Source organism: Microbacterium schleiferi, from assembly GCF_020781975.1.
Taxonomy (GTDB): domain Bacteria; phylum Actinomycetota; class Actinomycetes; order Actinomycetales; family Microbacteriaceae; genus Microbacterium.
Genome location: NZ_JAJGNI010000004.1, coordinates 163,596 through 176,125, shown reverse-complemented (window position 1 = coordinate 176,125; position 12,530 = coordinate 163,596). Strand labels below are relative to the sequence as shown.

Genomic DNA, 12,530 nt, shown 5'->3' with positions numbered 1-12,530 from the left:
CATGATAACGGATGCTCGACACGGCGGCATCAGAAAGCGAAGGGGCGCCCCTCCCCGGGACGCCCCTTCGAGCTTCATCCTTCTGCGATCAGCCCTTCGTCGAGCCTGCGAGCAGACCTCGTACAAAGTAGCGCTGGAGCGAGAAGAACACGATCAGCGGAACGATGATCGCGACGAACGCACCCGCTGTCAGCAGCTGCCACTCGTTGCCACGCGTTCCCGTGATCTCCGCCAACAGCTTGGTGATCGGCGCCACCGGCCCGTCGGCGAAGATCAAGGCCACGAGCAGGTCGTTCCAGACCCACAGGAACTGGAAGATCGCGAACGACGCGAGAGCGGGCATCGTCAGGGGCAGCACAATGCGGAAGAAGATCTGCCCGCGGGATGCCCCGTCGACGCGTGCCGCCTCGATGATGTCGGCCGGGATCTGCGACATGAAGTTGTGCAGCAGGTAGATCGCCAGCGGCAGAGCGAACATCGAGTGGGCGATCCAGACCTGCGCGTACCCACCCGACACTCCGAGCGGCCCCGTGATCTGCACCCCGAAGATGTTCAGACCACGAGAGAACGAGCTCAGCAGCGGGATCAGCGCCATCTGGATCGGCACGATCTGCAGCGCGAACACGAAGATGAACAGCCAGTCGCGCCCCTTGAAGTCGATCCACGAGAACGCGTAGGCCGCGAACGCCGCGATCGTCAGCGGCACGATGGTCGCGGGGATCGTGATGGCGATCGAGTTGATGAAGGCCTCGGCCATCGTCAGCTGCGTGTTACCTGCCTGCAGAACCTGGATGTAGTTCTCCAGCGTCACCTGCGGGTCGGCGAAGAACGTCCACCATCCGGTCGTTTTGATCTGCTGCTCAGGACGGAAGGACGAGATCAGCAGTCCGAAGGTCGGGATCGTCCACGCGAGCGCGATGATGATCGACGCGACGGTTGCCCACGGCTTGGAGAGCACGCGTCGAACACGGCCCGCGCGGCCCGAACCACCGTTCTGGTCCCGGCGCATCCCGCGCTCGAGTTCCTTCTCGGTCTCCTTGTCGATCGGGAGATCGATCGGCATAACCTCACTCATTGGATCGCTCCCTTCGGGAGATCTGCGCGCGAGGGCGCGCTAGATGCGTACCGCATGCTCATCGGATCTCCTTCTGCTTGCGGATCTGCCGGGCGTTATAGATCACGATCGGCAGCACCAGGAGGAACAGGATGACGGCGAACGCCGCACTGCGGCCCGCCTCGAACTTGGTGAACTGCGTGTACATCTCGTTCGCGATCACCGAGGTGCCGAAGTTACCGCCGGTCATCGTGCGCACGATGTCGAAGACCTTCAGCGAAGCGATCGAGATCGTCGTGAGGACCACGATGATCGCGGGACTGATCGCGGGAACCGTGACGTTGATGAAGCGCTGCCACGCGTTGGTTCCATCAAGCTGCGCGGCCTCAAGCTGTTCGGTCGGAACGCCCTTGATCGCCGCGGAAAGGATGACCATTGCGAAACCGGTCTGCACCCAGATGAGCACGACGATCAGGAACAGCGTGTTCCACGGCTCGTTGAGAAGCCACTGCACGGGGTCTCCCCCGAACCACACGACGATCTGGTTGAGAAGACCGATCTGGGTGAACTCGGGACCGCGATAGGCGTACACGAAGTTCCAGATGATGCTCGCACCGACGAACGAGATCGCCATCGGCATGAACACGAGAACCTTGTAGACCTTCTCACCGCGCGTCTTGTCGATGAAGACCGCATACGCAAGCCCGACGATCGTCGACACTGTCGGGGCAATGAGCACCCAGACGATGGTGTTCACGACGGTGCGGATTCCGTCTGGCTGGGTGAAGATCCAGACGAAGTTGTCGAGGCCGACGAATTGGTTTCCCGCTGCGTTCATGAACGAAGCGACAAAGGTCTGGATCGACGGGAGGATCAGACCGATCAGCAGCAACAGCGCCGCCGGGGTCATGAAGGCGATGAGCTGGATGAAATAGCCCTTGCCGTTTCGAGATCGGTAATCGATCACGAAGAACAGACCGCCGATGACAGCGGCGACGATCGCCGCCCACCAGACGGAGTTGAAGAGCAGAACCGTGGCGACCGGGATGAGCACACACATCGCGAGCCTGATCCAGGTATAGACGGGTCCCGAACGGGGAGCAATGTCGATGAGAAAGAGGATCAGGCCGATCACCACGAGGAATGCAACGACCACGACGATCGCTTGCAGAATCGGGTGCATTGTGCCGACCCAGTTGAAGAACGCGGTCACGTCGCTCCTTTCGAGTACGTCAGTGGACTCGCTCGAATCCTAGCCAGGAAGACGGCGGAGGGGCCGCCCCGCCTGAGCGAGGCGGCCCCTCCGTGATCACTGTCAGCTGGACGGCCAGCCGGCTTCGATCTGTGCGGTGACCTCGTCAACGGGGGTGCCGCTGATCCACGAGACCATGCCCTTCCAGAACGTCCCGGCGCCGACGGCGCTGGGCATCAGGTCGGATGCATCGAACCGGAACGTGGTGTTCGGGTCCTGAAGGATCTCGATCGCCTGCGTCAGGATGCCCGACGAAGCGTTGGCCGGGTCGAGGCCCGTGTTCGCCGAGATGACACCACCGAGCGAGACGCGGTTGTTCGCCCACTCCGGGCTCGAGAGGTACTCAAGCACGGCCTGCGTGTCGGACTCGTCGTTGAACGCGCCAACGATCTCGCCACCACCGGTGACTGCCGGCGCACCGGCGGTCTGACCGGGCATGATGAACGCCCAGACGTCGCCGTCCTCGGCGACAGTGCCGCCGGCGTCCTCGATGAATCCGGTGAAGAACGACGCCTGGTGGTGCAGTGCGCATTCACCCGAGACGAGGGCGGCAGCAGGGTCGCCGAACTCGGTCGAGTTGATGGACTGGACGTCACCGAAACCGGCATTGACGTACTCGGGGTTCAGCAGGTATTCACCGGTCGCGTCGAACGCGTCGATGATCGGCTGGTCGGTGAACTTCACCTCGTTGGCAACCCACTGGTCGTAGACCTCGGGACCCGAGTCGCGAAGCACCATGTCCTCGACCCAGTCGGTTCCCGGCCAGCCGGTCGCGTCGCCCGAGCCGAAGCCGGCACACCACGGGGCCTTGCCGGTGGTCGACTGGATGGTCTGCGTGACCTGCATGAGTTCGTCGAGTGTCGTCGGGACCTCAAGACCCCACTCCGCGAACTTGGCGGGCTGGTACCAGATGAAGCCCTTGACGGATGCCATCAGCGGCGCGCCGTACAGCGTGCCGTCGACGGTGCCGTAAGCAGCCCAGTCGTCCGACCAGTAGTCGGCGACGTTCTGCTGCACGGCCTCGGGAGCCGGAACCAGGTAGCCGCGCGACGCGAGGTCGGCGAGCAGACCGGGCTGCGGGAAGATCGCGATGTCGGGCGGGTTGCCACCCTGTGCGCGGATGCCGATCTGAGACTCGAACTCCTTGGAGGCCTCGTACTGGATGTCGATTCCCGACTCCTCTTCGAAGTCAGCCCACGACTCGTCCAGCAGTTCCGCCTCGGTGTCCGAGATCGTGCCGTAGATCGTGACGACGTTGTCGACGTCGCCGCCCCCACCGTCAGTGCTGCCGCCGCCGCTGTCACCGCTGCAGCCCGCGAGCGCGATGCCCGCGATGCCGGCGATCGCCACGGCGCCGAGCACCTTGTGACGCTGTGTCATGCCCATATGAATGACTCCTCCTCGTTGAGCGCAGACATGGTTCCTTCGTAAGAGCCTCTCCGGAACCGTTTCCATGACACCGTATCGCCCTCTTCTCCCGCGCACAACAGATGAACCATTACGAGCCGATAACTGCGCCTGGGAGCGCTCTTTTCGCTATCTGCATAGTGATCGACGACACTGCATTCACCTGGAACCGGTTCCCCTTTTCGCCTTTCGTCGTTTAGCCTGTCCCTACAAGAGATCGACGATCGATCGCGGGTGCGGTGTCGGGAACCGCAGAGAACCGCCGGAAGGTACAACGACGTGAGCGGCATCGAGGACGTGGCCCGCGCTGCGGGAGTCTCGAAGGCGACGGCAAGTCGCGCCCTCACCGGACACGGGTACGTCGCCGCAGCCACGCGAGAGCGGGTGACACGCGTCGCCCACGAAATGGGATACGTCCCCTCCTCGAGCGCTGCGAGCCTGGCCACCGGGCGCACGCGCAATATTGGCGTCGTCATGCCCTACCTCAACAGATGGTTCTTCGCCGAGGTTCTCGAAGGTATTCAAGAGGTGCTCCTCGAATCCGGGTACGACCTGACCCTCTACGACGCCAAGCCAGGCACCGAAGGGCGCAGGCGCGTGTTCGACGACTTCCTGGCCCGCAAGCGATTCGACGGACTGATAGCGGTCGGGCTTGAACCCGATCACCACGAGCTGGAGCGACTTGTCGCGATCGGCCGCCCCGTCGTGAGCGTCGTCGCAATGGGCGACAATGCGGGAGTCGTGCGGCTGGATGACGAGTCTGCCGCTCGACGTGCCACAGCGCACCTCATCGAACTCGGTCACACGAAGATCACCTTCCTTGGAGGCGTCTCGGTCTCCAGCGGTCCCCACGTCGATCGCGCGCGTCTGGCGGGATACCAGACGACGATGAGGGAGGCCGGCCTCGAGGTGACGCACGTGCGATCGGAGGTGAGTCTGCCCGGTGGGTACGCAGCGGCTGTCGACCTCCTCGGAGACCCCGATCGACGGCCCACGGCACTTCTGGCTACGTGCGACGAGGTCGCGATCGGGGCCATCATCGCGGCGCGCCGGCTCGGCATCCCGGTCCCGTCAGCACTCAGCGTCGTCGGTATCGACAATCACGAGTTCGCCGAGATGTTCTCACTCACCACGCTTGAGCAGTCGCCCCGCAGTCAGGGCGCACAGGGGGCCAGGATGCTGCTCGAGCAGCTCGAGAATCCGGAGCAGGATCCCGCGGATGTCAGCATCCAGGCGCGCATGATTGTGCGCAACTCGACTGCCCCTCCCCCGGGAACCCCCTCGGTGACCGTGGGCGTCGGCGTCACATCCTGACCTCTCTCCCCCCGCGGGAAGGCGCCGAACCCACACCTTCGCCCTCCAACCCACCGGTTTCTTCGACCGAAAGGTGAGGGTTCGCGCTGATTCGTGTGGGTTCGCGCCAGGATCGGCCGCGAGGGCCCTCCCGCTACAGTGGTGCCGTGAGCGAGACGACGACGGATGCCGGTGCTGTCACAACTCCCCCGAAGGGCGTGCGGCGGCCGGTGATCGTTTCGTTCGCCGTTGCTTTCGTCTACCTCACAGGCCTGCTCGGCATCCTGCTCGGCATCCTGGTGCTGCTCAGCCGCTACGACCAGACAGGCTCCGGCGATGTCCTCGCTGTGTCGCTCATCGGGGCTGCCATCATCCTCGTCGGGCTGTTGATCATCGGGATCGCTTCCGGCGTCGCGCGCGGCAGCGGCCTGTCTCGCATCGTCTTGACGGTGTACCTGGCGATCCAGGTGCCACTTCACGTCCTGGCCATCGCCGCCGCGGACTTCGACTGGATCGCCGCCGTTCAGCTCGCGCTCGAGCTGTTCACTCTCGTGGTGTTGTGGCTTCCGCCAACGAACCGCTTCTTCCGCGCCGCCGCGGCCGCCCGGCGCTGAGCCCCGCCGTCCTGGCAGCAGTATCACGCGCCACGAATCGGCGGTGGATGAACCGCACGATCTCGATACCACCGATGGTCGCCACGATCACGACGGTGAGCAGGTACGCGGCATCCTCACCCGGGTCGACAAGTTGGAAGAACTCCGTCGCGAGCGGCACCGAGAAGATCAGCACCAGGCCGATGAACATGGCACCGATCACGAGGCCCTTGTAGCGGTTGATCGGACGGGACAGCACGGTCAGAATCCAGATCCCGACGATCGCGAGCAGGATCGTCGCCCCAGTGCGCATCTGCTGTTCGTCGACGCCGAGCGATTGCGCGCCGAGGGTGTAGAGGGTGAGCCCTGCTCCCACGACGACGCCGGCGGGAATCGCGAAGCTGAGCGAGCGCCGCAGGAACCCCGGAATGTAGCGCTGCCGGTTGGGCATGAGGGCCAGGAAGAATGCCGGGATGCCGATGGTGAGTCCGTCGGTGATCGAGAGCTGCCGAGGCAGGAACGGGAACTGCAGCACCAGGATGCCGAACACGATCGACAGCACGAAGATGTAAGCCGTCTTGGTGAGGAACAGCATCGAGACGCGCTCGATGTTGGCGATCACCTGACGTCCTTCGGCGACGACGTCGGGGAGGTGCGAGAACTGCCCGTCCAGCAGCACGAGGCGCGCTACCGCCTTCGTGGCGGCTGCGCCCGAGTTCATCGCGATGCCGATGTCGGCTGTCTTGATCGCGAGCGCGTCGTTGACGCCGTCGCCGGTCATCGCCACGGTATGGCCACGCGATTGCAACGCAGTGACCATGCGCTTCTTCTGCTCCGGGGTGACGCGGCCGAACACGTGGTAGGTCTCGAGCACGTCTGCGAGCGCCTCGTCGTCCTCGGGTAGCTGCCGAGCATCGAACCCCTCCGGAGCGTCGACCCCGACCTCGCGCGCAATGGCAGCGACGGTGCGGGGGTTATCGCCCGAGATGACACGGATGCCGACCCCCTGCTCCCGGAAATACGCCAGCGTCTGCGCGGCATCCGGCCTCACCTGTTCGCGGAAGGTGAGCACGACGATCGGGACGAGATCGTCGGGGATGCGCTCGGCCTCGGCCTGCTCATCGGAGATCGGATGCGGCGAGTGGCCGAGCACGAGGGTGCGTCGTCCGGTCGCGGCAAGTTCGGCGACCAGGGACCCGAGCTCGGTTCCGTCTCCGGTCCCCTCCGGAAAGACCATTTCAGGAGCACCGAGAACCCAGGCACCCGACGGCCCGTCGCTGAACGATACTGCGCTCCATTTGCGTGCCGACGAGAACGGGATGACTGACCCGACGGCGACAGGAGCCTCGAGCGGGTAGGGGTCGCGCAGGCACCGCGCTGTGGCGTTGGCCGCCGGGTCAGCGCCGTACCAGGCCAGTGCCTCATCCCATCCGGGGGCCGCGGCATCGCCGACGGGATGAACGGCATCGAACTCGATCTCTCCGGCCGTGAGCGTGCCGGTCTTGTCGAGGCATACAACGTCTACGCGCGCCAGTCCCTCGACGGCGGGGAGTTCGTTGACGAGCACCTGGCGGGAGGCGAGCTTTGCGGCGCCGACCGCAAAGGCGATGCTCGTCATGAGGACGAGCCCGAGGGGAATCATCGCGGTCACGGCGGCGATCGTATTGACGGCTGCCTGAACCCAGTCGCCACTCTCCCAGGCGGCGACCCATCCGCCGAACACCATCATCTGGGCGTTCAGGACGAGAAGTGCCATGGGTCCGATCGCCCAGCCGACGACACGCAGCACAAGGTTGATCGACGAGCGCAGCTCGCTCGAGACGAGCGAGAACCGCTTGGCCTCAGCGGCGAATCGGTTGGCATACGAGTCGGCACCCACACGGATGACGCGCGCGAGCCCCTCTCCCGCGACGACGATCGAACCCGAAAGTGCCTCATCGCCGGGATGCTTGTCGACAGCATCTGACTCACCGGTGAGCATCGACTCGTCGACCTGCAATCCGCGGGCGGCAACTGCTTCGGCATCGGCTGCGATCTGATCGCCGGCGCGCAGCACCAGGATGTCATCGATCACGACATCGGTCGGGTGGATCTCAGCCTCGACACCGTCGCGCAGGACCCGAGCAGTCGGTGCGTTCAGCAGCGCCAGGCGATCGAGCGCCGCCTTGGCGCGGAACTCCTGCCACGCACCGATGATCGTGTTGGCCAGAGCGCTGAGGCCGAAGATCGCGTCCTGCCAGCGCCCGAGCAGCAGGAGAACGGCAAAGCACGATCCAACGATCGCGTTGAAGATCGTGAACACATTGGCGCGGATGATGCTGCCGATGCTCCGGCTGGAGTCGGCCTGATACGCGTTGGTTCGGCCATCCGACACACGCTCGGCTACCTCGGCTGCCGTGAGTCCGGTGAGCTCACCATCGCCGGCCGGCTCAGGCCCTGGCTGCGTCGCCACGTCGGTACCGCTGGTCATGCGTTCACCCTAGCGGGCACCTTCTGGCGCTGACGGATGCCGAGATGCGCGAAGACCCCGGATGCCGAAGCATCCGAGGCCTTCGCGAGAAAGTCGCAGGGACTTACTTGAGGGTGACCGTGGCGCCTGCCTCTTCGAGAGCAGCCTTCGCCTTGTCTGCGGTCTCCTTGTTGGCGCCCTCGAGGACAGCCTTGGGAGCACCGTCGACGACGGCCTTGGCCTCGCCGAGGCCGAGCGAGGTGAGCTCGCGGACGACCTTGATGACCTGGATCTTCTTGTCGCCGGCGGCCTCGAGGATGACGTCGAACGCGTCCTTCTCTTCGGCCTCTTCGGCGGGGGCACCACCGGCGGGGGCGCCGGCGGCGGCAACCGCGACGGGCGCGGCGGCGGTGACGTCGAAGGTCTCCTCGAACGCCTTGACGAACTCGGAGAGCTCGATGAGGGTGAGCTCCTTGAACGCGTCGAGCAGCTCTTCAGTGCTGAGCTTTGCCATGATGATTCTCCTTGATGGGTGTGGTTATCGCCGGGGCCGACTCAGGCCGCGGACTCCTGCTTCTCACGCAGCGCGTCGACCGTGCGAACGGCCTTCGACGGCAGTGCGTTGAAGACGAATGCTGCCTTGGTCATCGAGGCCTTCATCGCGCCGGCGAGCTTCGCCAGCAGGACTTCACGGCTCTCGAGGTCGGCGAGCTTGTTTACCTCTTCTGCGCTCAGGGGGGAACCGTCGAAGTATCCGCCCTTGATCACCAGAAGAGGGTGTGCCTTGGCGAAGGCGCGCAGTCCCTTCGCGACGGTGACCGGGTCACCGTGCACGAATGCGATAGCCGAGGGTCCCTTGAGGTCCTCATCCATCGACGTGATCCCCGCGTTGTTCGCGGCGATCTTGGAGAGCGTGTTCTTCACCACGGCGTACTCGGCGTCCTGACGGATCGCGTTGCGGAGCTCCTTGAGCTCAGCAACCGTCAGGCCGCGGTACTCGGTGAGCAGAACGGCAGTCGAGTCCTCGAAGTTCTTCGTGAGCTCGGCAACCGTCGCTTCCTTCTGCGCCATGGCCACTCCTTGTGTCTTGTCCCCATTCCGCGGTGGCGGGACGGGAGCCTCGGACCCCCAAAAATGAGAAAAGCTCCGGCGCAAGCGCACGGAGCTTCGGCCCGGATGGGCGTTGTTCGTGACACCTGCGCAGGCCCCTGGCGACTCTCCCGGAAGAGAATTTCCAGCGCTTCGATCGACGTTCGCTTACGCGCACGCCGATGACCGGCGGTCTTCGGCTCCGACAAGTGTACGCTCCGGTCCCCACCCCAACAAATCGTCGCCGGGCCTCTCGCACATCTTCGCGTGTGAGGGCGGCCGAGGTCGCGACCCCGACGTAGGGTCAAGTGGTGACTCCCGAACTCCAAGCGCGCATCGTCGCCGACTCGCGAGACCGGGTCGCGTGGGTGCGGGCGCGTTCGCGGGGAATCACAGCAACGGATGTCGCGACGCTCACCTCTGAACGGGCCATTGCCCGCGCCGCCGACGCCAAGCTCATGGGCTCCGGGTTCTCGGGCAATGCCTATACGAACCACGGGCGGCTGCGCGAACCCGAAATCGCACGGTGGGTAGCCGCAACGCACGGCATCCAGCCCTCCTCGGCGCTCTTTCACGCCGAGATTGAGAAACGTCATCTCGCTACCCCCGACGGCGTGGTGGTCGACGCGCAGGGGCGCGTCATCCTCGCCGAGATCAAGACGACGAATAAGGAGTGGCGCAGCATCCCACGCTCCTACCTGCGCCAGGTCTGGTGGCAGCAACACGTCCTCGGTGCCGAGCGCACGCTGGTCGCCTGGGAACAGCACGACGGTTTCGTCCCTGTCGGCGACGAGCCCCGGTGCGCGTGGGTTGATCGCGACGAGACGGAGATTGCCCGGCTTGTCGGCCTGGCGACGGCTCTCATCGATGAGCTGTACTTACGCACGCAGCGCACGCGAACACTGGCGGTCGCCTCGGTCGAGACCCGCGAGCCGTATCGCGCGCTCGCATTGTCTGACTGATCAGCGCCGCCAACTAATTGACTCCTGTCAACCAAATACTCTATAGTTGACATTTGTCAATGACTGCGCGATGACGAGCGCAGCCACTCCTCGTCGTCAAGAAGGCATCCCATGGCATCCGTTTCCCCTCCAGCTGCGGCCCTCACCGAATCCGGCATGACTCGCCGCCAGGTCCTCGAGGCCCTCTCGGGCCTGCTCCTGGGCATGTTCGTCTCGATGCTCGCCTCGACTGTCGTCTCCACCTCCCTGCCGGTGATCATCCACGACCTCGGCGGCGATCAGGCAGCGTTCACCTGGGTCGTGACAGCGACGCTTCTGACAACAGCGATCTCGACACCCGTCTGGGGCAAGCTCGCCGACCTCGTGAACCGCAAGCTGCTCTTCCAGCTCGCGATCGGCATCTTCGTCGTCGCAACCGCCGCGGCGGGATTCGCACCGAACACCGAGTGGCTGATCGCCATGCGCGCGGTGCAGGGCGTCGGCGCGGGAGGCCTAGCCGCACTCAGCCAGGTGATCATGGCCGACATCATCAGCCCCCGCGAGCGCGGTCGCTATATGGGCTTGTTCGGCGCCGTCATGGCGCTCGCTACCATCGGTGGCCCCCTTGTAGGCGGCGTCATCACCGACGGGATCGGGTGGCGCTGGAACTTCTATGTCGCCCTTCCCTTTGCCGTTGCGGCCCTGATCATCGTGCAGCGCACCCTCCACCTGAAGCCCCTCGCGGCACGGAAGGTCTCGATCGACTACCTCGGCATCGTCCTGCTCTCTGCCGCCGTCTCGCTGCTGCTGATCTGGGTGACAACCGCCGGCGACTCCTTCGACTGGTGGAGCGTGACGACCCTGCTGATGGTGGGCGGCGCTGTTCTCGCCGCAGTTCTGTTCATCGTGGTCGAGCTGCGCTCGCGCGAACCTCTCGTCCCGCTCTCGATGTTCCGGAGCCGCACATTCACACTCGCCGTGCTCGCCTCGATCGCCACCGGCATCGCCATGTTCGGGGCTTCGGTATTCCTCAGCCAGTACATGCAGCTGGCTCGAGGCGCCACACCCACGGAGGCCGGGCTGATGACGATCCCGATGATCGCCGGACTCCTGGTGGCATCCGTCGGAGTCGGCCAGCTGATCACCCGCTTCGGGCACTGGAAGCCCTACCTCATCGGGGGCAGCATCTCGCTGATCGCAGGGTCCGCCCTGTTGACGACGATCCACTACGACACGAACTTCGCCCTCGTGTCGCTGTACATGTTCCTGCTCGGCGCGGGCGTCGGGATGACGATGCAGAACCTCGTGCTCATCGTGCAGAACACGACCGAACCCACCAAGATCGGCGTGGCAAGTTCCGGCGTCACCTTCTTCCGAAGCCTCGGCGGCAGCGTCGGTGTTGCCGTCATGGGCGCAGCTCTTGCCGGCAGCGTCACCGACCTCTTGGGAGGACGCAAGGATGACGTCACCGCTGCGCTCGCAACCCTCGGCGACCAGGCGTCGACCTGGGCTTCGCAACTCCAGTCGGGGTCCCTCCCGCAGGTGTCTGCGATGCCCGAGGGCCTGCGCGTCATCTTCGAAGACGTCTATGCTCAAGGCATCTCACAGTCCTTCCTGATCCTCGTGCCGTTCGCGATCGTGAGCCTCATCGCCATCGCGTTCTTGCCGAACGTTCCCCTGACCCGGATGACGAACCGCGAGCGACTGGAAGCCGGTGAAGCCGACCTCGCTACCGTGTCTGTCGCCGAGGGCATGGAAACCCTCACCGCCACTGCCCAGCTCGGAGCGGATTCCGACAGTTCTCACCGCGCCAAGGCTGCTGGCGCGGCATCCACCCAGGAACCGCCGCGATGAGCGAGTCCGAGTCCCCCGAGGACCTCGACCCGGCGACCCGCGAGCACCGCGCGGCAGTGGACAGACTCGAGGGTGCGATCTCCGAGCTCATCTCGCGCATCCGAAAGTTCTATGCGCAGATCGCTGATGAGGTGAGCCCGGGAATGCTCCCCGGCACGTTCAAACTCCTCGCGACCATCGGCCGAATCGGACCCACGACGTCGTCGGCCCTCGCTCATCGCCTGACCGCCGACAAGGGAATGATCAGTCGGCAGATCAGCGAGCTCGAAAGTCTTGGCTTCATCGAGCGGACGGCTGATCCGGACGACCGTCGTTCACGGTTGATCTCCCTCACCTCAGAGGGACGGAAGAGATTGGATGCCGCGCGAGCACCGTACGAACGGATGCTCTCCCACACGCTCGCAGAGTGGCCGACCGAGTCGATCGACGACCTGACCGACCTACTCACCGCCTTCGCGTCGGGCGATATCCCGAAACGCTGACGGGCCGGGTCTTATCGGCTCGGTGACAACGGCGTAACACGAGCGAGACAATCGGGGGGTTGACTGAGATCACCTCGCGGAGGGCGGGGTTTCACCTGGTCGTCATGTGCCACGTC

Annotated in this window: 11 protein-coding genes; 5 read left to right on the top strand and 6 right to left on the bottom strand. The window is 64.8% G+C overall.

The window, feature by feature from the left end:
- Positions 1 to 88: 88 nt before the first annotated feature.
- The 3 genes from LL236_RS06490 to LL236_RS06480 all read right to left on the bottom strand — a co-directional run bounded on the left by LL236_RS06490 (position 89) and on the right by LL236_RS06480 (position 3,692).
- Positions 89 to 1,075, bottom strand: a complete 987-nt coding sequence (locus LL236_RS06490) for a carbohydrate ABC transporter permease (protein ID WP_374198013.1) — start codon at positions 1,073 to 1,075, stop codon at positions 89 to 91.
- Positions 1,076 to 1,133: 58 nt separating this feature from the next.
- Entirely contained in the window at positions 1,134 to 2,267 is a 1,134-nt protein-coding gene (locus LL236_RS06485) for a carbohydrate ABC transporter permease (RefSeq protein WP_228177951.1), read from the bottom strand.
- Positions 2,268 to 2,369: 102 nt separating this feature from the next.
- The gene (locus LL236_RS06480; RefSeq protein ID WP_228177950.1) at positions 2,370 to 3,692 is read right to left on the bottom strand and encodes an ABC transporter substrate-binding protein; all 1,323 of its coding nucleotides are present in this window, start codon (positions 3,690 to 3,692) and stop codon (positions 2,370 to 2,372) included.
- 300 nt (positions 3,693 to 3,992) lie between these two features.
- Here LL236_RS06480 and LL236_RS06475 point away from each other — a divergent pair, with 300 nt between their 5' ends.
- Positions 3,993 to 5,027 (top strand): LacI family DNA-binding transcriptional regulator, encoded by a 1,035-nt coding sequence (locus tag LL236_RS06475; protein ID WP_228177949.1) that lies wholly within the window; start codon positions 3,993 to 3,995, stop codon positions 5,025 to 5,027.
- 146 nt (positions 5,028 to 5,173) lie between these two features.
- A complete protein-coding gene (locus LL236_RS06470; RefSeq protein WP_228177948.1) occupies positions 5,174 to 5,620 on the top strand; it encodes a hypothetical protein in 447 nt (148 codons plus the stop codon).
- On the opposite strand, the gene LL236_RS06465 is transcribed toward LL236_RS06470, so the two are convergent.
- From LL236_RS06465 to rplJ, 3 genes are all read right to left on the bottom strand, one after another.
- On the bottom strand, positions 5,550 to 8,069 hold the full coding sequence (locus LL236_RS06465; RefSeq protein WP_228177947.1) for an HAD-IC family P-type ATPase: 2,520 nt from the start codon (positions 8,067 to 8,069) through the stop codon (positions 5,550 to 5,552). The genes LL236_RS06470 and LL236_RS06465 overlap by 71 nt on opposite strands.
- Positions 8,070 to 8,172: 103 nt before the next feature.
- Positions 8,173 to 8,562 carry a 50S ribosomal protein L7/L12 gene (rplL, locus tag LL236_RS06460; RefSeq protein WP_109211492.1) on the bottom strand — a complete coding sequence of 130 codons (390 nt, stop codon included), beginning with the start codon at positions 8,560 to 8,562 and terminating at the stop codon, positions 8,173 to 8,175.
- A 41-nt stretch (positions 8,563 to 8,603) separates the two neighbouring features.
- A complete protein-coding gene (gene rplJ / locus LL236_RS06455; RefSeq protein ID WP_228177946.1) occupies positions 8,604 to 9,119 on the bottom strand; it encodes a 50S ribosomal protein L10 in 516 nt (171 codons plus the stop codon).
- A 329-nt stretch (positions 9,120 to 9,448) separates the two neighbouring features.
- Here rplJ and LL236_RS06450 point away from each other — a divergent pair, with 329 nt between their 5' ends.
- The 3 genes from LL236_RS06450 (at position 9,449) to LL236_RS06440 (ending at position 12,414) form a co-directional block, all read left to right on the top strand.
- Positions 9,449 to 10,099, top strand: a complete 651-nt coding sequence (locus tag LL236_RS06450; RefSeq protein ID WP_228177945.1) for a YqaJ viral recombinase family protein — start codon at positions 9,449 to 9,451, stop codon at positions 10,097 to 10,099.
- Positions 10,100 to 10,210: 111 nt separating this feature from the next.
- Complete coding sequence (locus LL236_RS06445) at positions 10,211 to 11,932, top strand: MDR family MFS transporter (protein WP_228177944.1); 1,722 nt, start codon at positions 10,211 to 10,213, stop codon at positions 11,930 to 11,932.
- On the top strand, positions 11,929 to 12,414 hold the full coding sequence (locus LL236_RS06440; RefSeq protein WP_228177943.1) for a MarR family winged helix-turn-helix transcriptional regulator: 486 nt from the start codon (positions 11,929 to 11,931) through the stop codon (positions 12,412 to 12,414). The genes LL236_RS06445 and LL236_RS06440 overlap by 4 nt, the downstream gene beginning before the upstream one ends.
- The last annotated feature ends 116 nt before the right edge of the window (positions 12,415 to 12,530 follow it).